We start from the raw sequence: 21,084 nt of genomic DNA on the forward strand, positions 1-21,084 counted from the left end.
CCGACGGAAAGGACCCGACATGGCACCCGCCATCTCCCTGCAGCTCTACACGGTGAACGCCGCGCTGGAGCCCGACCTCGACGGCGGCGTCCGTCGCCTCGCCGAGATCGGCTTCGACACCGTCGAGGCGTTCGCGTTCGTGGACCGGGCAGCGCAGCTCAAGTCCGCGTTCGACGCGCACGGCATCTCCGCGAAGACGGGGCACGCCTTCCTCGTCGAGGAGACGATCCCGCTGCCCGACGGCAGCGTCATGACGGCGCCCTCGCACGCCGACACGTTCGCCGCCGCGAAGGAACTCGGCCTCGAGATCGTCATCGACCCCTTCGTGGGGCCCGACGCGTGGACCACCCGCGAGGGCGTCGAGCGCGTCGCCGCCCGACTCAACGCGGCCGCTGCCGAGGCCGCTGCGCACGGGCTCCGTGTCGGGTACCACAACCACGACCACGAGCTCCGCCCGCGAATCGACGGAAAGCCGGCGCTGCAGGTGCTCGCGACGCTGCTCGACCCCGCCGTCGTGCTCGAGCTCGACCTGTACTGGGCCTCGGCCGCCGGCATCGACCTCGTGCCGTTCATCCAGGAGCTCGGCGACCGCATCGTCGCCGTGCACGTCAAGGACGGCCCGATGACCGGGAACATCTCCACCGCGCAGGTCCCGCAGGACCAGACCCCGGCCGGACAGGGCGACGTCAAGCTCGCCGAGGCGCTCGCCGCGGCGCCCTCGCTCGAGTACGCCGTCATCGAGTTCGACGGGTTCTCGGGCGACATCTTCGACGGTGTCGCGCAGTCGTACGCGTGGCTCGCCGCGCAGCTCTCCGAGGAGGTGGCCGCATGACCCGCACGGGCAAGGTCGGCGTCGGGTTCATCGGCGCCGGCATGATCAGCGAGCAGTACCTCACGAACCTCACCGCGTTCCCGGACATCGAGGTCGTCCGCATCGGCGACATCGACACCGCGCGCGCCGCGGCCTCCGCCGAGAAGTGGGGCGTCCCCGCGTCCGGCGACGGCTCCTCCGTGCTGGAGGACCCCGACGTCGAGATCGTCGTCAACCTCACACTGCCGGCCACGCACGTCGAGGTGTCGACGGCGGCCCTGCGCGCGGGCAAGCACGTGTGGAGCGAGAAGCCGATCGGTGTCGACCGGGCCTCGGCTGCAGAGCTCGTGGCGCTCGCCGACTCCCTCGGCTTGAAGCTCGGCATCGCGCCCGACACCGTGCTCGGCCCGGGATGGCAGACCGCCAAGCGTGCGATCGAGTCCGGCGCGATCGGCACCCCGCTGACCGCGGTCACGAGCATGCAGTGGCAAGGACCCGACGTGTTCCACCCGAACGCGTCGTTCCTCTACGCGAAGGGGGCCGGGCCGCTGTTCGACATCGGCCCGTACTACTTCACCGCCCTCGTGCACCTGCTCGGTCCGATCGACTCCGTGGTCGCCACCGGGTCGAAGTCGCGGGAGACCCGTTCGCTCGTCGTGGGCCCCCGCGCAGGAGAGTCGTTCCCGGTCGAGGTGCCGACCCACGTGTCCGTCCTGACCTCGTTCGAGCAGGGCGGCGACGCGCAGTCGCTGCTGTCGTTCGACACCCCGCTGTTCCGGCACGGCGTGTTCGAGGTGAACGGGACCGAGGGCACCATCGTCCTGCCCGACCCGAACACCTTCGGCGGCGGGCACCCGATCCGGATCGCCCGGCCGCTCACGGCCGACGCGTCGTTCCCGTTCTCGCAGGAGTTCGACGTGCTCCTCGACGAGGAGCCGACGGTCGGCCGCGGACTCGGCGTGCTCGACATGGCGCGGGCGATCCGCGGCGGTGGCTCGCACATCGCGACGGGCGAGGTCGGGTACCACGTGCTCGACGCCATGGTCGCGGTGGAGGAGTCGATCGAGCGGCGGTCGTTCGTCGAGGTGGAGTCGACGGTGGCGCCGATCGGGGCGCTGCCCGAGGACTTCGACCCGTTCGCGGCGACGCTGGAGGCAGTCAGCGTGTAGTTGCGCCTGCGGACGTCGTTCCGGGAGACCGGCGCCGGCCATACAGCAGCTGCGCGGACGTTCGAGGCGTTCCTGCTCGCGGACCCGGTAGCCCTTGCCCATCGTGGCGCTCACGGAGTGGGCTCCCGTGGCGCCGAACTCGACGAAGAAGCCGTTGTGCATCGAGAACCGCTCGGAGGCGTCGTCCTCACTCCGCGGGCGTGGGCGGGACGCTCGGCGTACCCGACGTGGAGTCGAACGCGTAGCAGGCGCTGTACGCCTGGATGATGGACGCTGTCCCGTCGGCGTTGAACGCGGCGTACCGGTGCGCGTCGCCGGTGCCGACCACCTCGGAGCCGCGGCGGACCTCAGCGTCGAACCCACGCTCGAGGAGCACGGACCGGAATGCCTCGGCAGCCGCAGCCGGGTCCGGGACCCCGTCGCCGCGGACCTCTCGAGTGATCTGAACTCCGCTCCCGGCCGAGGGCGTGGTGCAGGTCCGGAACCGGTTCACGGTCGCTTCGCCCCACGATCCGGGGACGGCACCGGTCAGAGCGTCGAGCAACGCGATCTGCTCGGCGTTCGCGGACTCCGCGGTCATCGGATCGCCATCGGTGCTCTGCGACGTGTTCGTGCGCGCCGGGGTCGATGGTTCGGTGGTGGTCGTGTCGTCAGCCATCGCACAACCCGTGAGCAGTGCAGTCGTGGTCGCCCCCAGGAGGACGGCGGGGATCACGGCCCGGCGGAGTCTCGTCCTAGCCGTCATCGTCCGTCCGTCCGATCTCGTCCCCGCGGCCCGTCGTGGTCGGTGCGACCCAGTCCCGCGAGTGGCTGCCGGCCAGGTCGGTGTCCTGACTGACGTCGTTCTGCGCCGGTGAGCGCTCAGGCCGCTCCGCTGAGGAGCACCATTGCGAACAGGAACCCGAGCGACTGCCAGATGCAGATCGCCGCGGCGACGATCCCCGCGATGCCGACCGTGCGCGCGAGCGGGCGGCGTCCGCGGACCTTCGCCAGCGCCACCGCTGTCCACACGAGCAGGCCCGCCTGGACGAGCGCGATCACCGGGAGGAACCAGAGGTGCTCGGGCGAGCGGCTCACCACGATGAGCGCGATGGCACCGATCACGAGCGCCGCGATGCCCGGGCCGGCGATCCACCAGCTGCGTGGACGTTCGAGGCGTTCCTGCTCGCGAGCCCAGTAGTCCTTGCCCATCGTGGCGCTCACGGAGTCGCTCCCGTCGACGAGGCCCCGGGGACGTCGGGCGGGGTGTTCGTGTGCTTCTCGGCGTACTTCTCTCGGTTGAGGGAGTCGACGTCGCCGGGGGTGCACGGCGTCTGCAAGGCGATGGTCGACCCGTGCTCCGTGGTTGCGAACTCGACGTAGAACCCGTCCTCGAAGGTGCCCGCTCCTGGGTATCGCAACTGCAGGCCCGGAGCGTCTCCGGTGAGCTCTGAGCGCACGGGCTTCCAACCCAGTTCGCGCCACTGCGACTCGACCTTGTCGGCCACGCTCACGCGATCGTCAGCGCTCGTACCCGGCCCGATCCGGCTCACTGCCCACTGCACGCCGCCGGTTCCGCACACTCGAGCGGACGTATCCGATGCGAGCCAATCCCCTCCGACGAGCGCCTGGCTTGTCTCGGCTCGGGAGTTCATCTCATCCCAGACGCGTTTCGCATCCGATGAGGCCGTTGACGACATTGTTGCCTCCTGTGGAGTGTGCGTGACAGACGAGCAACCCACGACCGTGATGCAGAGCAATGCGGCAGGGATGATCGGGATGAGGTTGCGCCCTCGAAGCCTCATGGAATCTTCTTTCCGGCCGGCGTGTACCCGAGGCTCGTGTACGCGGTGTTCCTGAGCGAGGACGTCCCTACGTCGAGGTAGCCGTACGCCGTCACGCTCTTGTTCGCGAGGGCGGCCTCGGTAGCAGGAGTCGCCCCGTGGCCGTCGGACCCCACGTAGGACTCGCCACCGATGTTGACGTCGTTCGACGAGAACGTCCGTGCACCCCAGGCCGGATCGCTCGGGTTGAGGGTGTGTGCGCTGGGTAGTGCGAGGACGAAGGTGCGATTGGACGTGAACGGGTTTGCTGTGTTGATCGGCTGCTCACCGCCGAACCCCAGACGAGGGAGTTCAACGGCGCCTCGACCGATGTTCGCGATGAGGTCCTTCTTCGACTGGGAAGCCCATACGTGCCCGCGCGGCACATCGACGGCGTGCACGTCGGGGACGTGCGGATCGATCCCGGCTGATGCGAGCAGCGTGAGGTTCGCCACCGGAGTCTTCGCCACGGCGAGTGTTGCCGTCGTGGTGCCGTAGGAATGCGCCACGACGGAGAGGTGCGACCCGCCATCCCAGCCGCGGCTGTCGGAGACCCCGCTGAGGAAACGGCTCAGGTTCTGAGCTCCGGCCGATGCCTTCGTAGAGCTGAGGACATCGATGCTCGGCGGCATGTCCGGGGTGTCGTATCCCATCCACGCGATCGTAGCCAAGTTCTGGTCAGCGCCTTGCCGTGCGGCTGCTCGCCGCTGTTCGCCCAGAAGGTTGTCGGCGCCGCCGGTCCACCCCTCCATGCTGTCAGCGACGGTGTTGCCCATGCCCGGCACGTTCACCGTGATGTTGCGTGCGGTGTCGAGGTCACCGATTGCGACGGCGGCGAGCGGAGGGTGCCCGAGGGTGAGTGAAACGATGGTGCGCGGCGCCGCGGCAGTGCTCGCGAGCAGCGTCCTGTTGAGTGCCTCGAGCGCATCCATCCGTTCGAGCAAGCGATCGAACTCGGCCCGCTCGATGGGGTTAAGGGGTGTCCCGAGGCTGGCCTTGGCGATGAGGTTCCGGTGCCGGGCTCGCGCCTTCTTGAGCTCCGTGTCGAGGGTGTGCCGGTTCGCCCGTGCGCGGTCAGCGTAGAGCACGCCGTTGAGGTTGCCGACGACCATGGACAGCCCGGTGACGAGGGCCGTGCGCTCGTCGGCGTCGAGACCCGACCACCAGGACTTGACGTCGACCGTGGAGGGAGGGTGCTCGAGCATGCGCTGAGCTTCATCCGGGTGGTCCGCCGCCCACTTCCGGAGGGCGTCCGGACCCTTCGCAGCGAGGCGGGCGAGCACCGGAAGACGGGCAGCATCGCCGAACGCCAGAGCAGCCGCCCCGAAGTCGACCCTGGCGAACGGTGCCGCGAGGGTGTTCCCGCTCAGCGTCGGGAACAGCTGTGGGCCCCCACGGACCTGGGCACGGATCGCCTGGCTGAGGTCGTCCTGCGCCGTCCGCCACCTGGTGCGCAGCCGGCGTGCCCGTTCGTGCAGGTCCTCGTTCAGCGCTCGGAACTCGGCAGGGACCGCCTCGTCGCTGTCCGACGACGCGACCCGTGCCCGGAGTTCCTCGATGTCGGCGGACAGCGATCGACGGGTGCGCCGGACCGCGGTGACCTCGTCCGCGAAGGCGTCGAGCGCCGTCGCGACCGCGGAGCCGGCGGCGGCCAGGTCACGGGACTTCTCCGTCGCGCCGTGCATCGCGTCGGGGATGGCGTCGGTCGCGCCGGGGGACGACAGCGCACCGCCGATACCGCTCCAAGAGCTCTGCGCATCACCGGCGGCCTGCTGCACCTGGGCCGTCGACGACCGGAGGGCCGTCGCACTGTCGCTGACGGCGGCGTTCGACGAGGTCACCGTCGGGAGCGCGCTCTCGTCGATGAGTCCTGCGCTCACCGCTTCCCCCGCCCGCCGGCGTCAGCGCTGGCAACCGCGGTGTGGCTGGCCATCGTGGCATCCGCCTCGGCGAAGGCGCTCATCGCGCCGGTCGCCGCCGTGATCGCCCGCTGGACGGCACGGACTGCTGCCGTCGCGTCCCCCTGGCGCGCGTTCAGGAAGCCCTGCGCCGAACCCGCTGCATCCGTCCCGGTGAGCGCGCTGACGACGGCCCGAAGCGCGGCGTCCACGTCGACCGACGCGTCCTGCATGCACGAACCCGCGTTCGCGGTCTTGTCGATGATCGCCTTCGAACCGGCGATGTCGACCTTCCACCCTCGACTCATGATCCCCCCCCTCGATCGACACCACTCTACCCAGTGAAATGCCGCATGCAACCCCCGATGCGTTACGGGTTCGGTCCGCCCGCGTCCTCAGCGCTCCAGTTCGCGCCGCAGCGACCGCAGGACCCGCATGAGGATGTCGAGCTTCGTCTGCCCGGCCTCGAAGGGACGGCCGAGCGTCGTTCGCGGTGAGAGGACGAGCGTGCCACCGTCGGCCAGGTCGAACCAGAGCGCGTAGTCGATCCGCATGCCGCGGGAGTCCTTCGTGGCGACGTCGATCCTCCGGTGGTCCGCCCACGGGAGATCGAACACGGGGTCTTGGCGCACACCGGGAGGAAGAACGCCGGCGTGCGACCGCTGCCCCGGATGCGGGCGAGGGTCCGACGGTCACGCCGACCGCTCCACCCGGTGCCGATGACGATGCCGACCCCGAGCACGACGAGGAACGCCGGGAACAGGACGACCGAGGACTGGGCGCGCGATCCCGTGACGTGGTCGAAGAACCCGGGACCGGAGAACTCGGCGACGAGGGCGACCGCTGCGCCGATCGTCAGCAGGGCTGCTCCGACGAGCACGGGCCACGGCTTCGGGACGACACCGTCGCGCAGCCGCCGCACCCACCGGTCCGCCGCGTACTCCACGGGTCCATCCTGGCCCGCCGGTCATCGCGGCGCGCACACGGTGCGGTCCCCGTGCGCGCGCTCCGCGGGCGAGGGAGGCCTCAGCGCTGCGGGGAGCGCCGACGACCGAAGAGCGCGGCCAGCACCCGGGAGAACCGCGGCTGCGGCTGCGGCGTGATCTCGATCGACCGGGTGGGCGCACGGAACGCGAGGTCGTGCAGCATGTTCCGCTTCGAGCCGTCCCAGTTCGCGAACAGGTACGCCCCGCCGAGGAACGACATGCTCCGGACGGGGGTGCGCTTCCACGAGTCGGCTGCGACGTAGTACCCGGCGTGCCCGGCGTGGATGTTCCTGATGACGGTGTCGACGTCGATGACGCTCGTGGGCGTCACGACGGCGGTGATGCCCGTGCGGTCACGGGCGACGTACTCGATGAGGTGTTCTGACACGAAGGGCTCTTGGTTCGCAGTTCGCGCCCGTCGAGCGGTGGGGAAGGTGAGCACGACGAGGCATGGCCGGAATCGTCGTTGCTTCCGAACCCAAGAATACGCCGAGAACTCTGTGGACGGGGAGGAGCATCCGCGCAGCGCCGCTCGGCTGGCTGGTGCGAGCACCACGGCGTCAGCCGCGCAGCGCCTCCGCGAGCTTCACACGGCCGCCGGTGCGCAGCAGTGCGTTCTCGTAGATCCGTGCGCCGACGACCACGACGAGCACGACCGAGGCCGCCACGATCACGAGGGACAGGACCGGCTCCCACCACTCGGCCGTGCCGAGGAAGATCCGCATCGGCATCCCGATCGGTGCACCGAACGGCACGTACGACATGATGCCCAGGACCGTCGGGTCGTCGTAGGCGACGATGATCAGGATGTACGGGATCATCACGAGCATCATCACCGGGGTCGTGACGCTGCCGACGTCCTCCTGCCGGGACACGAGCACCGCGGCCGCCGCGAACAGCGAGGCGACGAGCACGAACCCGATCGCGAAGAACCCGACGAACCAGAGCATGCTCGGGCCGAGCACGGTGAACATGTTGTCCTGGCCGGTGACCGCGAGGGTGACGGCGGCCGCGATCGCCACCGCGACGATCTGCGCGAACGCCATGACGCTGTTGCCGAGGACCTTGCCCGCGAGCAGTGCCCGTGCCGGGATCGCCGCCATCAGGATCTCGACCACGCGGGTGGACTTCTCCTCGACGACGCTCTGCGCGATCGACTGGCCGAAGGTCACCGCCGACGCGAAGTACACGACGCCGAAGGCCAGCGCCACGATGGAGACGAGTCCGCCGGGGATCGCGTTCGGGTCGAGCAGTTCGATGCGCGGCGAGACGCTGAGCGCCTGGACGACGTCGGTCGGGGCGTCGTCGAGCCCGACGACCCTGTAACCGAGCGGGTCGTCGGAGGGCAGGACCGCCGCCTCGACGTCGCCGTTCTCGACCAGGCGCTCGGCGGCGGCCGCGGTCGGGGCCTCGGTGACGTCGAGGCCCTTGCTGGTCGGCAGCGCGACGCCGTCGACGACCGCGACCGGGGTGGTGTCACCCGCGGTGGCCTTGCCGACGATGCCGCCGACGACGATGGACGCGACCACCATGAGGATGAGGATGCAGGCGGACACGACGAACGCCCTGCTGCGGATGCGTGCCTGGATCTCGCGTGCGGCGACGAGCTGCACGGACCGGACGAACGAGGCGTTCACCGGACGACCTCCCGGAAGACCTCGCTGAGCCGGGGGACGCGCGGGGAGAACGATCCGACGGTGCCGTGCTGGACGGCGTGCTGCAGGACGCGCTGGGCGGTGGCGTCCTCGGCTTCGAACACGGCGTAGCCGCCGTCGAACTCCCGGACGGTGACGCCCGGTTCGTCGCGGAGCCACGCCACGTCGCCGTCGACGAGGAGCTCCCAGGCCGCCGGGCCGGCCTGCTTCCGGAGTTCGTCCTGCGGCCCGGCGGCGCGGATCGTGCCGTCGGCGATCACCACGACGTCGTCGCAGAGCCGCTCGACGACGTCCAGCTGGTGGCTCGAGAAGAGCACCGGCACACCGCGGGCGGCGACTTCACGGAGGACGCCGAGCACCACGTCGACGGCCATCGGGTCGAGGCCGGAGAACGGCTCGTCGAGCACGAGGACCTCGGGGTCGTGCGCCAACGCGGCCGCGACCTGCACACGCTGCTGGTTGCCGAGGGACAGCTTCTCGACGGCGTCGTCCGCGTGCGGGGTCAGACCGAGCCGCTCGAGCAGGTCGGCCGTGCGGGTGGCGGCCGTGCTCTTGTCGACGCCGTGCAGCCGCGCGAAGTACGCGATCTGCTCGGCCACGGGCATCTTCGGGTAGAGGCCGCGCTCCTCGGGCATGTAGCCGAAGCGCCGTCGGTCTGCCGGTCCGATCGTCGCGCCGTCGATCGACACCGTGCCGGCGTCGGCCTGCAGCACGCCGAGCAGGATCCGCATGGTGGTGGTCTTGCCGGCGCCGTTGCCGCCGACGAACCCGGTCAGGCGACCGTCGCCGACCGTGAACGTCACGTCGTCGAGCACCCGACGGTCGCCGTACTGCTTCGTCACCCCGTCGATGGCGAGCATCTCGTTCCCCTCTCGCGGCGGTGTGCACCGCCTGCGTCGACGCTATTGCGCGGGGACGATCGACCACCTCCCGCGGACGGCGGGGATCACGGGTCCGCCGTGCGGGGGAGCCGGCGGGGAGCGGATGGGGCGCGGGTACCGGACGTGTCAGGCCGGGTTACCGGCGACGCCGTGCTCGAAGGCCCAGACGACGGCCTGGATGCGGTCGCGGAGCCCGAGCTTCTGCAGCACGTTCGACACGTGCGTCTTCACCGTGGCCTCGCCGACGTAGAGCTCGGTGGCGATCTCGGCGTTGCTCAGGCCCCGGGCGAGCAGGCGCAGCACGTCGGTCTCACGGTCGGTGAGCCCGGCGGCGGCGAGGGCGTCGTCCCCGCGCGTGGTGGACGGCGCCGACGGGGCCGCCGTCGCGCGGCTGATCACCCGGCGGGTCACGTCCGGGGCCAGCAGCGCGTCGCCCGCCGCCACCGTGCGGACGGCGTCGATCAGGCGTTCGGGGGAGGCGTTCTTCAGCAGGAAGCCGCTGGCGCCGGCCTCGAGCGCCTGGAAGAGGGCGTCGTCGTGGTCGAACGTCGTCAGGACCAGCACGGCCGGCGGATCCGGGAGCGCTGCGATCCGCCGGGCCGCCTCGAGTCCGTCGACGTTCGGCATCTGGACGTCGAGGCAGACCACGTCCGGGCGGTGCGCGCGCACGGCGTGGACCGCCTCGGCACCGTCCGCGGCCTCGCCGACCACCCGGAACCCGGGCTCGGACTCGAGGATGACGCGGAACCCGGCCCGGACGAGGTCGTGGTCGTCGGCCAGCACGATGGTCAGGTCGTCGGTAGCCATGCCCGCACCAGGTAGCCTCCCCGGGCGCGCGGCCCGATCTCGATCCGTCCGCCCACGGCGCCGACGCGTTCGCGCATCCCGACGTGGCCGAGTCCGCTGCCAGCGGTGGTCCGCGGCGGCCGTTCGCCGTGCCCGTCGTCGGTGACCTCGACCTCGACGCCGTCGTCGAGGTACCGCACGCGGACGTCGGCGCGAGCGCTCGGGCCGGCGTGCTTGAGGACGTTCGTCACGGCCTCCTGCACGATCCGGTAGGCCACGGCGGACACCGTCGGCGGGACGTCGCGCGCGTCGCCGACGACCACGTACTCCGTCGGGTGGCCGGCCGTGCGTGCCGAGTCCGCGAGCTCGCCGATGCGCCCGAGGCCCTCCGTGCTCGGGCCGTCGCCGTGCTCGTCCCCGCGCTGTCCGTCGTCGTCGTGGTCGGACCGCAGCGTGCCGAGCATCCGACGGAGTTCCTCGACCGCGGTGCGGGCGCTCTCCTCGACCACGCCGAGCGAGGCCGTCGCCTGCTCCGGGTCGCGGTCGACCACCCGCCGGGCAGCTCCGGCCTGCACCCCCATGAGCGACACGTGGTGGGCGACGACGTCGTGGAGTTCGCGGGCGATCCGGACGCGTTCGATCGTCACGGCCTGGGCAGCGTTCCGCTCGCGTTCCGCGGCGAGCTCGGCGGTCCGTTCGTCGAGCTGGTGCTTCGCGACCGCCGACGCCCATGCCCGGTTGCCCGCGTACCAGGCGGCGCCGAAGTAGATGACGTTGATGACGATGTTGAGCAGCGAGAGCGCGATGTACGGCGGGATGAGCCCGCCGTCGTCGTTCGGCAGCGCGTTCGGCACGGCCCAGCCGAACGCGATCGCGAGGAACAGCCATGCGAACATCCCGCCGATGACGACCCAGCGGACGACCTCGGCTCGCACCCGGTCGGAGCACCACGCCCCGACGGTGTACAGCGGGATGAACAGGGTGAAGTTGACGAGGAAGACCTCGGGCACGTGCAGGACCTGCGTGGCCGCGAAGGCCAGCGCCGAGACGACGGCGACGCTCATCGGCCAGCGCCGGCGGAACGCGATCGGGGCGGCGTTCGCCACGACGATCAGTGCGGAGACCCACCACGCGGCCTGGTCGTCGCCGTAGGTGCCGGCGGAGCCGTAGAGCGTCGTCGTGATCGCCAGGCCCGAGCCGAGGACGATCGCGAGCACGGCATCCTGCCGGTGCTCCCGGCGCCCCACCGGCAGCCGCGACCACTCCGCCACCGTCCCCATGCGCACCACGCTAGCGGGCACGTCTGCCGGAGCGCGCCTCCAGGAGTAGCCTCCCGCCAACGAGCAGAGGAGACGCCATGCAGTTCCTCGTCAACGTCGTCGACGACGGGCAGGCCGACGCCGCCGGTCGGACCGAGTCCGCGACCCGGGCCGAGATGGACGCGGTCGACGCGCTCAACGAACGGCTCGGGGACGCGGTCGTCTTCGCCGCCGGGGTGTCCGCGCCGGCGGACGCCACCGTCGTCGACGCACGCGGCGGCACACCGGCCACGACCTCGGGGCTCGTCGGCGACCCCGCCGAGTTCGTCGCCGGGTTCTGGGTCATGGACCTGCCGGACACCGAGACCGCTCTCCGCGTCGCGAACGAGGCGTCGGTGGCGTGCAACCGGAAGATCGAGCTCCGCCCGCTGCTCTGACGCGGCGCCGGAACAGGACCGCCGCGGCGCTGACGGCGGTCACCGCGGAGCCCGCGACGAAGGACGCGGGGTAGCCACCCGTCGTGACGACCGCCCCGGCGCCGGCCGCCCCCGCCGCCTGCCCGAGCACGAGCGCCACGAACAGCATCGACGTGCCCGCGGAGGACCGTTCGGCGTCGATCTCGGTGGTCCAGGCGATCAGGGCTCCGGTCGCGGCGGTGTATCCCCAACCGAACACGGCGCAGGACAGCAGGGCGAGCACCGTCCACTGCGGCACGGTCCCCAGGGTGAGGACGGCCAGTGTCACGGCGGCGGTCGTGACGGCCCAGAGCGTCCGGGCGCGGAGGCGGCTGGTCCACCGCGCGGTGACCACGACCGCGGCCCCGCCGAGGCCGAGTGCGACCCAGGCCGACACCGACACCACGACCGAGGCACCCGCGTGCACGAGCACCGAGCGTCCGTACGTCCACACGACCGCGGACCCGGCGCCGAACAGCAGGGCGACGGCGAGGGCTCCACGGTGCGCGGCGAACCACCGTGCCGGGGTGCCGGACCGCGGCACCGGTCCGGCGCGGTGGCCGTCTGCAGCTCGGGACGCGGACAGCAGCACGCTCCCGACGGCGATCGCGAACACCCCCGAGCACGCCCAGGCCGCGCGCCAGTCGGGCAGGAGCACGAGGGCGAGGACGCCCGCGCCGACCAGCCCGGGTCCGGTGCCCGCGTTGACGATCGACTGCGCCCGACCCTGCACGGCGTCCGGCACCTGCTCGGCGACGAGCCGGACGAGTGCGGGCGAGGCGAGTCCCGCACCCGCCGATCCGATCACCGAGGCCGACCCGAACACCGTCGTGTCCGGAGCAGCCGCCATCCCGAGCGCCCCGCCCCCGGCGACGAGTGCGGCCGCGAGCACCAGGAACCGCGGGAGCCGTGCGGCGAGCAGGAACCCGCCGAGCGCGCCGAGGCAGTAGAGCACCGACGCACCGGAGGAGATCCACCCCGCTGAATCCGACGACAGCCCGAGGTCGCGCTGCACGTCGGGCAGGAACAGCCCGTACGCCAGCCGGACCAGGCCGTAGGTCGCGGCGATCAGGCCGAGCCCGCTCGCGAGCAGGACACGCTGTTGCAACGAAAACGGTCGTTTCACTATTCAGAGCCTAGGGTGCCCTCATGGCGATGCGTCCAGGGACCGAGCAGAAGCTCCTCGACGCCGCGGAGGAACTCTTCTTCACCCGCGGCATCGCCGCGACCCCGATCGACGCCGTGCTCGAGCGCGCCGGGATCTCCAGCGCGACGCTCTACCGCGGGTACGCCAGCAAGGACTCCCTCGTCGCCGCGGCGCTCGGACGACGGCACGACGACTGGCTCGCGACGTGGGACCGGGCCGTGGACCGGGCCACGGACGATCGCGGTCGACTCCTGGCGGTGTTCGACGCGCTCGACGCGTACCGCTCCACGCCGTCCGGTTCGCGGTGGTGCGCGTTCCTCGGGACGGCCGCCGAGTACGTCGACGCCCCCGCTGACGTGCGCGGGGTCCTCGACCTCGAGACCGGCACACTCCGAGAACGCCTGGCCGCGTTCGCCGAGCCCCTCGTCGGCGCCGAGCGGGCACCGGCGCTCGCCGACCAGCTCCTGCTCGTCGTGTCGGGGTACCTCGCGATGCGCCTCCGTGACCCGGGCCTGGGCACCGAGACGGCCCGGACGATCGCCGCCGCGCTGATCTGACACGCGTCCGCGCGCCACCTGGACGTCCACCCGCCCGCCCGAGACGGGCACCGGCGACGGACTGGAGGCGCGGTGCGGGCCCGCACCGCGCCTCCAGTCCGTGGACGGGTCGCGTTCGAGAGCCGCACCCGATCCGGGCCCCGACCGTCCCGCGGACGCCGGATCAGGCGATCGCGCGCACCGCGTCCGCCGCGAGCTCCGCGAGCCGGTGGTCCCGCGACTCCTCGTGCGCCGTGATCGTCACCACCGCCGCGCGGGCCTGGTCGACGACGACGTACTGGCCGTAGCGACCGTCGAGCCGCCACGCGTCCCCGGGACCGTCCCACACCGCGAACCCGTACCGCTCGAACGGTGCGCCGCCGCCGGTCTCGACCCAGTCGGTGTGCATCCCGTCGACCCACGCGGCCGACACGAGCTGCGTGGTGCCCCACCGGCCGCGGTCGCGCAGGAGCGCGCCGATGCGGGCGAGCTCGGAGGTCCGGAGCTCCAGGCCGCTGCCGCCGACGATCCAACCGAGCGGGCACCGGTGCCACTGCGGGTTGTGGATGCCGAGCGGCTCGAAGAGCCGGGGGAGCAGCCAGTCGCGGACGTCGCCGACCACGGCTCCGAGCATGCGCATCGCGACGTAGGGGCTCGCGTCGCTGTACCGGAAGACCGCGCCCGGGCCGACGGTCCGATGGCCGAGCATCTCGGCGGCCAGGTCGGGCCACGGGACGACCTCGTCGCCGAACCACGCGAAGTCGATGCCGCTCGTCATCGTGAGCAGGTGCCGGACCGTGACGGCCTCGACGCCCGCGCCGAGCCGGACCTCGGGGAGCAGCTCCGGCACCCGGGTGTCGAGCGAGAGCAGTCCTTCGTCGACCGCGATGCCGGCCGCGAGCGCGCACACGCCCTTCGACACCGAGTAGAGGTTCTCGCGTTCGTCGCTGCGCCAACGGTGTTCGGCCTCGTCGTCGCCGATCCGCACGTGCACGCCGTGGGCACCGAGGTGCTCCGCGTCGATGTCCGCGACGATGCGCTCCAGCACGGCCGGGGCGTCGGCCATCAGGCGCGTCCGCGGTTCCGGCGCCGGATCTCCTTCGGGGCCCGGCCGGCCATGAAGGACCTCGCAGGATCGACGAGGAAGCCGTTGCGCAGCGCCTCGCGCCCGACCAGCATCCGGAAGCCCATCTGGTCGCGGTTGCTCAGCGTGACCTCGGCCTCGAACACGCGGCCGGCGAGGGTCATCTCCGCCAGGACGACGATCCGTTCCTGCGTGTGCCCCGAGGAGCTGCGGATGGTGCGCCGGTCGTGGACGTCGCACTCGATCGTGACCGCGTCGGCGTCGGTGTCCTGCCAGGGGTGCACCGAGAACCGCACCCGGTCGCCGGGGAGCTCCTCGAGGTCGAACGCGTGCAGCGCCGAACTGCGGGCGCCGGTGTCGAGCTTGACCTTGATCCACGGGATGCCGAGGCCCGGCAGCGCGGCCCACTCCCGCCACCCGGCGACCACGAGACCGCCGTTCGGGGACTTCGGTTCTCGGGCCATGCCCCCATCCTGTCGCATGCTTGGATGGAGCGTCGCCGTCGATAACCCGAACCCCGCGGAGCCCCACCGATGAAACTCGCCATCCTGTCGCGTGCCCCGCACGCGTACTCGACGGAGCGCCTCCGGGCGGCCGCGATCGACCGCGGGCACGAGGTCAAGGTGCTGAACACGCTGCGGTTCGCGATCGACCTGACCGGCGACGACCCGGACCTGCAGTACCGCGGCAAGCTGCTGAGCGACTACGACGCGATCCTGCCGCGCATCGGGAACTCGATCACGTACTACGGCACCGCGGTGGTGCGGCAGTTCGAGCAGATGGACGTGTACACGCCGAACACCGCGAACGGGATCACGAACTCGCGGGACAAGCTCCGGGCGAACCAGATCCTGTCCCGGCACGACATCGGCATGCCCGCGACGACCTTCGTGAACGGTCGCGCCGACGTCCGGGGGGCGATCGAGCGGGTCGGGGGAGCACCGGTCGTGATCAAGCTGCTCGAGGGCACGCAGGGGATCGGCGTGATCCTCGCTCCCGAGGCGAAGGTCGCCGAGTCCATCGTCGAGACGCTGCACTCCACGAAGCAGAACGTCCTCATCCAGAGCTTCATCTCGGAGAGCCGCGGCCGGGACATCCGCGCGCTCGTCGTCGGCGACCGGGTCGTCGCGGCGATGCGCCGGAGTGCGTCGGGCGACGAGTTCCGGTCGAACGTGCACCGCGGCGGGACGGTCGAGAAGGTCACGTTGACGCCGGAGTACGAGGAGGCCGCGGTCCGCTCGGCGCAGATCATGGGCCTGCGGGTCGCCGGCGTCGACATGCTCGAGGGCAACGAGGGACCCCTCGTGATGGAGGTGAACTCGTCGCCGGGTCTCGAGGGCATCGAGCGCGCCACGGGCCTCGACATCGCCGGCGCGATCATCGACTTCATCGCGAACCAGGTCGCCTTCCCGGAGATCGACGTGCGGCAGCGGCTGTCGGTGTCGACGGGCTACGGCGTCGCGGAGCTCCTCGTGCACACCAACGCCGACCTCGTGGGGAAGACCATCAAGGAGTCGGGGCTCTGGGACCGCGACATCACGGTCCTGACGCTGCACCGCGGCTCGAGCGTCATCCCGAACCCGCGCAGCGGCGTCGCCCTCGAGCCCGGCGACCGCCTGCTCTGCTTCGGCAAGCTCGAGGAGATGCGCTCGATGATCCCGGAGCGGCGCAAGCGGCGCGCCAAGCTCCGCAAGCTGCCCAAGGAGCCACGCCAGCCGGAGGCCTGACGCGGCCAGGATGCGCACTGTCCCCCGGTGTTCAGCGCTTCCGGATCGCGCATCCAGGACGGATGCGGAAGTATGTGTCGGTGACGATCATGACGGAACGGCCGGTCGACCCGACGACGAGCAGCGAGCCGGAGCGCCCCGGCAACGCCACGGCCAAACACGACAACGTCGCGCTGCTCTCGGTCGCGACGACCGTGGCCGAGCGCGTGACGACGTCCGCGGACATCGAGGAACGGCTCCGGGGCGTGCTGCGCCGGCTGCGTCTGCCCATGGGCCTGCTCGAGCGTGTGGCCGGGGTCAAGGAACGCCGGAACTGGGGTGAGGGGCAGTCCTTCCAGGACGCCGCCATCGACGCCGGGCGTCGCGCCATGGCCGAGGCGGGCATCGGTCCGGAGGACGTCGGCCTGCTGATCAACACGTCGGTCACCCGCCCGCACCTCGAGCCCTCGGTCGCGGTGCGGCTGCACCACGGCCTCGGCCTGCCCTCGTCGGCGATCAACTTCGACATCGCGAACGCGTGTCTCGGCTTCGTCAACGCCATGAGCGTGGCGGCGGGCATGATCGACTCCGGGCAGATCAAGTACGCCCTCGTGGTCGACGGTGAGGACGCCGACCAGGTGCAGATCAACACGATCGAGCGTCTGAACCAGGGTGGCCGGAACCGCAAGGACTTCATGAGCGAGTTCGCGAGCCTCACGCTCGGCTCCGGTGCGGCCGCGGCCGTGCTCGGACCGGCCGACGCCCACCCGGCCGGACACCGGATCGTCGGCGGCGTCACCCGCGCGGCGACCCAGTGGTACGACCTCTGCGTCGGCAGCGTCGACGGCATGTTCACGGACGCGAAGATGCTGCTGAAGGGCGGCATGGAACTCGTGGTCGCCGCCTGGAACGAGGCCCGCTCGCACTTCGACTGGGCCGACATGGACCGCTACGTCCTGCACCAGGTCTCCGACGTGCACACGAACGCCTTCGTCGAGGCGATCGGCGTCCCGCGGGACAAGGTCCCGACCACGTACCAGCGGTTCGGCAACGTCGGCCCGGCGTCGATCCCGATCACGCTCGCCGACGAGGTCGCACGCGGTGCGATCCGCCCCGGCGACCGGGTGTTCCTCGGCGGTGTCGGCTCCGGCATCAACACGGCGATGATGGAACTGCGCTGGTGAGGTCCGGCCTCCCGCGCGTCGCCGCTGCCACGGCTCCGGCGACGCCTCCGCCGCCCCTGCCCGGACTCGACCCCGCATGGTCGCGGCTCGTCACCGTCCCGGCCCGTCACGGTCTGACGGGAGGCGCGGATCGCCCCGAGCGCTCATGGCACCTCCTCGACACGGCCGGCTCCCTGGCCGCACTCGGCGTGGACCCGGTCGGCACGCTGCTGTGCGTCCACGGCAACCCGACCTGGTCGTACCTGTGGCGGTCGGTGCTCCGCACCTCGCTCGAGCTCGCCGCCGCCGGTGGTCCGGCGTGGCGGGTCGTCGCGGTCGACCAGCTCGACATGGGGTTCTCCGAGCGGACGGGTCAGCAGCACGGGCTCGCCGACCGCGTGCGGGACCTCGGGGCGCTGACGGACGAACTCGAGCTGTCCGGCCCGGTGGTCACCCTCGGACACGACTGGGGCGGTGTCGTCTCCCTCGGGTGGGCGGTCGACCACCCGGACCTCGTGGTGGCCGTCACGACGTGCAACACTGCCGTGCACCAGCCCGACGACGCCCCGATCCCGGCTCCCCTCCGACTCGCGCTCCGCCCGCAGCTGCTCGGCCGCGCGACCGTCCTGACGCCGGCGTTCCTCGAGACCACCCTCGCCATCGCGCACCCCCGGCTCGACCGACCGGTGGCCGACGCCTACCGGGCGCCCTACCGCGGTGCCGTCCGGCGCGGGGGCATCGGCGGCTTCGTCGCGGACATCCCGGTCGACGCCGCGCATCCGAGCGCGCCGGAGCTCGACCGGATCGCGGCCGGCGTCGCTGCGCTCGACGTCCCGGCGCTGATCATGTGGGGGCCGCGCGACCCCGTGTTCCTCGAGCGCTACCTCGACGACCTCGCGGAGCGCCTGCCGCACGCCGACGTCCACCGCTTCGAGGGCGCCGGGCACCTGCTGCCGGACGACGCCGACGTCGCCGGGACGGTCTTCGACTGGCTCGGCGACCACCTGCCGGACGGCCACGCGCCCGCCGGGGCCGAGCCGCGCCTCCCGGAACACGCCGACACCGCACCGACACGTCCGTTGTGGGCGGCCCTCGACGAGCTGCGCGACAGCGACGAGCCCGCGCTCGTCGAGATGGCCGCCCCCGGCGGTCCCCGCACCGTCTCGTGGCGGTTGCTCGCCCGACGGGTGGACGAGATCGCGGCCGGGCTCGCGGATCTCGGTGTGCGCGCGGGTGACCGTGTCTCACTGCTCGTCACGCCCGGAGCGGATCTGACGGCGGTCCTGTACGCCTGCATTCGGATCGGCGCGGTCGTCGTCGTGGCCGATGCCGGACTCGGACTGCGCGGACTGACCCGTGCCGTCCGCGGAGCCAGACCCGACTGGATCATCGGAGCCCTGCCCGGGCTCGGAGCCGCCCGCGCGCTCGGCTGGCCCGGACGGCGCATCGCCACCGTGGCGCTGCCCGCTCCCGCTCGACGTGCGCTCCGGGTCGAGCACACGTTGCTCGACGTGGCCCGCCGTGGTGCACGACGTCTCGCCGAGGGTGCCGCGCTGCCCGGTGCTCCGGCGTCGGATGCGCCCGCCGCCGTGCTCTTCACGTCCGGCTCCACCGGTCCGGCGAAGGGCGTCGTCTACACCCACGGCCAGCTCGGTGCCGTCCGGGACGCCCTCGCCACGCAGTACGACGTCGGTGTCGGCACCGGACTCGTCGCCGGCTTCGCACCGTTCGCCCTGCTCGGCCCCGCGCTCGGCGCCCGGTCGGTGGCGCCGGACATGGACGTGACCGCACCCCGGACGCTGACGGCCCGGGCGGTCGCCGACTCCGTGACGGCGGCCGACGCCACGGTGGTGTTCCTGTCGCCGGCGGCGCTCGCGAACGTCGTCGCGACGGCGTCCGCCCTGACCGACGACGATCGTGCGGCACTCGGTCGCGTGCGCCTGTTCCTGTCGGCGGGTGCTCCCGTGTCGGCCGCGCTCCTGGCCGCCGCGACCGAGCTCATGCCGAACGCGAGCGCCCACACCCCCTACGGCATGACCGAGGGGCTGCTGATGACCGACGTCGACCTGGACGGCGTCCGGGCCGCGGCAGCGTCCTCCGACGAGGGCATCTGCGTGGGGCGCCCCGCCGCGAACGTCCGCGTGCGCATCGCCCCGCTCGACGCCGGCGGACTGCCGACCGGGGGCCTGACGGAGGAGCCGGGCGTGACCGGCGAGATCGTCGTCGCTGCGCCGCACGTCCGCGACCGGTACGACCGGCTCTGGCGGCAGAACCGGGTCTCCCGCCTCGGGGTGAACGACCCGCGAGGACACCGCACCGGCGACGTCGGGCACCTCGACGCGTCGGGCCGTCTGTGGGTCGAGGGCCGTCTGCAGCACGTCGTCACCACGGTGGACGGGGTCGTCACGCCCGTCGGCCCCGAGCAGCGCATCGAGGCGGTCGACGGGGTCGGCCGCGCCGGGATCGCCGGCATCGGACCGAACGGCACGCAGCAGGTCGTCGCCGTCGTCGAGACGGTGCCGTCGACGCGTCGGCCGGGGCTGGCCTCGCCGGCGTTGTCCGCCGCGGTGCGCGCCGCCGCGGGCGTGCCCGTCGCCGCCGTGCTGACCGTGCCCGTGCTGCCGACCGACATCCGGCACAACTCGAAGGTCGACCGTGCGCGGCTGTCGCGGTGGGCGGCCTCGGTGCTGTCCGGGGGACGGATGGTCCGGCCGTGAAGGTCCTCGTCACGGGTGCCAGCGGGTTCCTCGGGCGCGCGACGGCGGCCGCGGTGCGGGACGCCGGGCACGAGGTCCGGACGTTCCAGCGGCGAGCGTCGGGGTTGTCCGGGGTATCCGACGCGCCCGGAGTCTCTGACGTGCCCGGAGTCTCTGACGTGCTCGGGACGATGACGGACGCCGCCGCCGTGGCGCGCGCGGTCGACGGTGTCGAGGCCGTCGTCCACCTGGCGGCGAAGGTGTCGCTCGCCGGCGACCCCGCGGACTTCGTCCGGGTGAACGTGGACGGCACACGGTCGATCGTCGCCGCGGCCCGCGAGGCCGGCGTCCGTCGGTTCGTGTTCGTGTCGTCGCCGTCCGTCGCGCACACCGGTTCGTCGCTCGTCGGCGCCGAGGCCGCGCCCGCCGAGCCCTCGCGTGCTCGTGGCGACTACGCGCGGACGAAGGCCGCCGCGGAACTGATCGCCCTCGGCGCCGACGACCCCGAGTTCGCCGTCGTCGCCGTCCGCCCGCACCTCGTGTGGGGCCCGGGCGACACCCAGCTCGTCGGACGGATCGTCGATCGTGCCCGCTCCGGACGCCTGCCGCTGCTCGACTCGGGTGCCGCGCTCATCGACACGCTCTACGTCGACAACGCAGCGTCCGCGATGGTCGCCGCGCTGGACCACGCCGCCGACGAGGGCGTGCACGGCAACGCCTACGTCGTGACGAACGGGGAGCCCCGCCCGGTCGGCGACCTCCTCGCCGGCATCTGCACCGCGTCCGGGGTGCCGGCACCGCGGCTGCACGTGCCGGCCGGCGTCGCCCGGGTCGCGGGATCGCTCGTCGAGGCGGTGTGGCGGGTGCGTCCGGGCCAGGACGAGCCGCCGATGACCCGGTTCCTCGCCGAGCAGCTGTCGACGGCGCACTGGTTCGACCAGCGTCGCACCCGTCGCGACCTGCACTGGACGCCGGGGATCTCGATCGACGAGGGGCTCGCCCGCCTGGCTGCCGCGGCCGGTTGACCGCAGGTTCGCGCCGTCCCGTCGC

22 protein-coding genes are annotated in these 21,084 nt (G+C 72.2%); 8 read left to right on the forward strand and 14 right to left on the reverse strand.

The window, feature by feature from the left end:
- Positions 1-19 precede the first annotated feature (19 nt).
- Complete coding sequence (locus tag HP507_RS12610; RefSeq protein WP_175352145.1) at positions 20-832, forward strand: sugar phosphate isomerase/epimerase family protein; 813 nt, start codon at positions 20-22, stop codon at positions 830-832.
- On the forward strand, positions 829-1,980 hold the full coding sequence (locus tag HP507_RS12615) for a Gfo/Idh/MocA family protein (RefSeq protein WP_175352146.1): 1,152 nt from the start codon (positions 829-831) through the stop codon (positions 1,978-1,980). Before HP507_RS12610 ends, HP507_RS12615 begins: the two co-directional genes overlap by 4 nt.
- A 187-nt stretch (positions 1,981-2,167) precedes the next feature.
- Here the strand turns inward: HP507_RS12615 and HP507_RS12620 are convergent, their stop codons facing one another.
- The 11 genes from HP507_RS12620 to HP507_RS12670 form a co-directional block, all read right to left on the reverse strand.
- Positions 2,168-2,638, reverse strand: a complete 471-nt coding sequence (locus tag HP507_RS12620; RefSeq protein ID WP_175352147.1) for a hypothetical protein — start codon at positions 2,636-2,638, stop codon at positions 2,168-2,170.
- A 203-nt stretch (positions 2,639-2,841) separates the two neighbouring features.
- Positions 2,842-3,183: a hypothetical protein gene (locus HP507_RS12625; protein ID WP_175352148.1), complete on the reverse strand. Its 342-nt coding sequence runs from the start codon at positions 3,181-3,183 to the stop codon at positions 2,842-2,844.
- On the reverse strand, positions 3,180-3,467 hold the full coding sequence (locus tag HP507_RS12630) for a hypothetical protein (protein ID WP_175352149.1): 288 nt from the start codon (positions 3,465-3,467) through the stop codon (positions 3,180-3,182). Before HP507_RS12630 ends, HP507_RS12625 begins: the two co-directional genes overlap by 4 nt.
- A gap of 293 nt (positions 3,468-3,760) precedes the next feature.
- Complete coding sequence (locus HP507_RS18445; protein ID WP_175352150.1) at positions 3,761-5,662, reverse strand: alpha/beta hydrolase; 1,902 nt, start codon at positions 5,660-5,662, stop codon at positions 3,761-3,763.
- Positions 5,659-5,988, reverse strand: coding sequence for a hypothetical protein (locus HP507_RS12640; RefSeq protein ID WP_175352151.1), 330 nt, complete (start codon positions 5,986-5,988; stop codon positions 5,659-5,661). The genes HP507_RS18445 and HP507_RS12640 overlap by 4 nt, the downstream gene beginning before the upstream one ends.
- 87 nt (positions 5,989-6,075) lie before the next feature.
- Positions 6,076-6,297, reverse strand: a complete 222-nt coding sequence (locus HP507_RS12645; RefSeq protein ID WP_175352152.1) for a hypothetical protein — start codon at positions 6,295-6,297, stop codon at positions 6,076-6,078.
- Positions 6,298-6,706: 409 nt separating this feature from the next.
- The gene (locus HP507_RS12650) at positions 6,707-7,054 is read right to left on the reverse strand and encodes a hypothetical protein (RefSeq protein WP_175352153.1); all 348 of its coding nucleotides are present in this window, start codon (positions 7,052-7,054) and stop codon (positions 6,707-6,709) included.
- A gap of 172 nt (positions 7,055-7,226) precedes the next feature.
- A complete protein-coding gene (locus tag HP507_RS12655; protein ID WP_175352154.1) occupies positions 7,227-8,303 on the reverse strand; it encodes an ABC transporter permease in 1,077 nt (358 codons plus the stop codon).
- A complete protein-coding gene (locus tag HP507_RS12660; RefSeq protein ID WP_175352155.1) occupies positions 8,300-9,181 on the reverse strand; it encodes an ABC transporter ATP-binding protein in 882 nt (293 codons plus the stop codon). Before HP507_RS12660 ends, HP507_RS12655 begins: the two co-directional genes overlap by 4 nt.
- 147 nt (positions 9,182-9,328) lie before the next feature.
- Positions 9,329-10,009: a response regulator gene (locus HP507_RS12665; protein WP_175352156.1), complete on the reverse strand. Its 681-nt coding sequence runs from the start codon at positions 10,007-10,009 to the stop codon at positions 9,329-9,331.
- Positions 9,991-11,268 carry a sensor histidine kinase gene (locus HP507_RS12670; RefSeq protein WP_217508777.1) on the reverse strand — a complete coding sequence of 426 codons (1,278 nt, stop codon included), beginning with the start codon at positions 11,266-11,268 and terminating at the stop codon, positions 9,991-9,993. The genes HP507_RS12665 and HP507_RS12670 overlap by 19 nt, the downstream gene beginning before the upstream one ends.
- 77 nt (positions 11,269-11,345) lie before the next feature.
- Here HP507_RS12670 and HP507_RS12675 point away from each other — a divergent pair, with 77 nt between their 5' ends.
- Positions 11,346-11,684 carry a YciI family protein gene (locus tag HP507_RS12675; RefSeq protein ID WP_175352157.1) on the forward strand — a complete coding sequence of 113 codons (339 nt, stop codon included), beginning with the start codon at positions 11,346-11,348 and terminating at the stop codon, positions 11,682-11,684.
- On the opposite strand, the gene HP507_RS12680 is transcribed toward HP507_RS12675, so the two are convergent.
- The gene (locus HP507_RS12680; protein WP_217508778.1) at positions 11,590-12,828 is read right to left on the reverse strand and encodes an MFS transporter; all 1,239 of its coding nucleotides are present in this window, start codon (positions 12,826-12,828) and stop codon (positions 11,590-11,592) included. The genes HP507_RS12675 and HP507_RS12680 overlap by 95 nt on opposite strands.
- Before the next feature lie 23 nt (positions 12,829-12,851).
- On the opposite strand from HP507_RS12680, the gene HP507_RS12685 reads away from it, so the two are divergent.
- Positions 12,852-13,406, forward strand: a complete 555-nt coding sequence (locus HP507_RS12685; RefSeq protein ID WP_175352158.1) for a TetR/AcrR family transcriptional regulator — start codon at positions 12,852-12,854, stop codon at positions 13,404-13,406.
- 163 nt (positions 13,407-13,569) lie between these two features.
- On the opposite strand, the gene HP507_RS12690 is transcribed toward HP507_RS12685, so the two are convergent.
- Together HP507_RS12690 and HP507_RS12695 are read right to left on the reverse strand one after the other, a co-directional pair.
- Positions 13,570-14,451, reverse strand: a complete 882-nt coding sequence (locus HP507_RS12690) for a serine hydrolase domain-containing protein (RefSeq protein WP_175352159.1) — start codon at positions 14,449-14,451, stop codon at positions 13,570-13,572.
- Entirely contained in the window at positions 14,451-14,933 is a 483-nt protein-coding gene (locus HP507_RS12695) for an ATP-dependent zinc protease family protein (protein WP_175352160.1), read from the reverse strand. Before HP507_RS12695 ends, HP507_RS12690 begins: the two co-directional genes overlap by 1 nt.
- A 69-nt stretch (positions 14,934-15,002) precedes the next feature.
- Between HP507_RS12695 and rimK the strand changes: the two genes are divergently transcribed.
- The 4 genes from rimK to HP507_RS12715 all read left to right on the forward strand — a co-directional run bounded on the left by rimK (position 15,003) and on the right by HP507_RS12715 (position 21,059).
- Positions 15,003-16,196: a 30S ribosomal protein S6--L-glutamate ligase gene (gene rimK, locus HP507_RS12700; RefSeq protein WP_175352161.1), complete on the forward strand. Its 1,194-nt coding sequence runs from the start codon at positions 15,003-15,005 to the stop codon at positions 16,194-16,196.
- Positions 16,197-16,285: 89 nt separating this feature from the next.
- The gene (locus tag HP507_RS12705) at positions 16,286-17,359 is read left to right on the forward strand and encodes a 3-oxoacyl-ACP synthase III (RefSeq protein WP_175352282.1); all 1,074 of its coding nucleotides are present in this window, start codon (positions 16,286-16,288) and stop codon (positions 17,357-17,359) included.
- Entirely contained in the window at positions 17,356-20,055 is a 2,700-nt protein-coding gene (locus tag HP507_RS12710; RefSeq protein WP_175352162.1) for an alpha/beta fold hydrolase, read from the forward strand. Before HP507_RS12705 ends, HP507_RS12710 begins: the two co-directional genes overlap by 4 nt.
- Complete coding sequence (locus HP507_RS12715) at positions 20,052-21,059, forward strand: NAD-dependent epimerase/dehydratase family protein (protein WP_175352163.1); 1,008 nt, start codon at positions 20,052-20,054, stop codon at positions 21,057-21,059. Before HP507_RS12710 ends, HP507_RS12715 begins: the two co-directional genes overlap by 4 nt.
- The last annotated feature ends 25 nt before the right edge of the window (positions 21,060-21,084 follow it).

Origin of the sequence: Curtobacterium pusillum (assembly GCF_013359865.1) — a bacterium.
Lineage (GTDB): Bacteria > Actinomycetota > Actinomycetes > Actinomycetales > Microbacteriaceae > Curtobacterium > Curtobacterium pusillum.

Coding starts and splice junctions, on each gene's coding strand:
- HP507_RS12610 (WP_175352145.1), top strand. CDS start 20: ATGGCACCCGCCATCTCCCTGCAGCTCTACACGGTGAACGCCGCGCTG.
- HP507_RS12615 (WP_175352146.1), top strand. CDS start 829: ATGACCCGCACGGGCAAGGTCGGCGTCGGGTTCATCGGCGCCGGCATG.
- HP507_RS12620 (WP_175352147.1), bottom strand. CDS start 2,638: ATGGCTGACGACACGACCACCACCGAACCATCGACCCCGGCGCGCACG.
- HP507_RS12640 (WP_175352151.1), bottom strand. CDS start 5,988: ATGAGTCGAGGGTGGAAGGTCGACATCGCCGGTTCGAAGGCGATCATC.
- HP507_RS12660 (WP_175352155.1), bottom strand. CDS start 9,181: ATGCTCGCCATCGACGGGGTGACGAAGCAGTACGGCGACCGTCGGGTG.
- HP507_RS12665 (WP_175352156.1), bottom strand. CDS start 10,009: ATGGCTACCGACGACCTGACCATCGTGCTGGCCGACGACCACGACCTC.
- HP507_RS12670 (WP_217508777.1), bottom strand. CDS start 11,268: ATGGGGACGGTGGCGGAGTGGTCGCGGCTGCCGGTGGGGCGCCGGGAG.
- HP507_RS12675 (WP_175352157.1), top strand. CDS start 11,346: ATGCAGTTCCTCGTCAACGTCGTCGACGACGGGCAGGCCGACGCCGCC.
- HP507_RS12685 (WP_175352158.1), top strand. CDS start 12,852: ATGGCGATGCGTCCAGGGACCGAGCAGAAGCTCCTCGACGCCGCGGAG.
- HP507_RS12690 (WP_175352159.1), bottom strand. CDS start 14,451: ATGGCCGACGCCCCGGCCGTGCTGGAGCGCATCGTCGCGGACATCGAC.
- HP507_RS12695 (WP_175352160.1), bottom strand. CDS start 14,933: ATGGCCCGAGAACCGAAGTCCCCGAACGGCGGTCTCGTGGTCGCCGGG.
- rimK (WP_175352161.1), top strand. CDS start 15,003: ATGAAACTCGCCATCCTGTCGCGTGCCCCGCACGCGTACTCGACGGAG.
- HP507_RS12705 (WP_175352282.1), top strand. CDS start 16,286: ATGACGGAACGGCCGGTCGACCCGACGACGAGCAGCGAGCCGGAGCGC.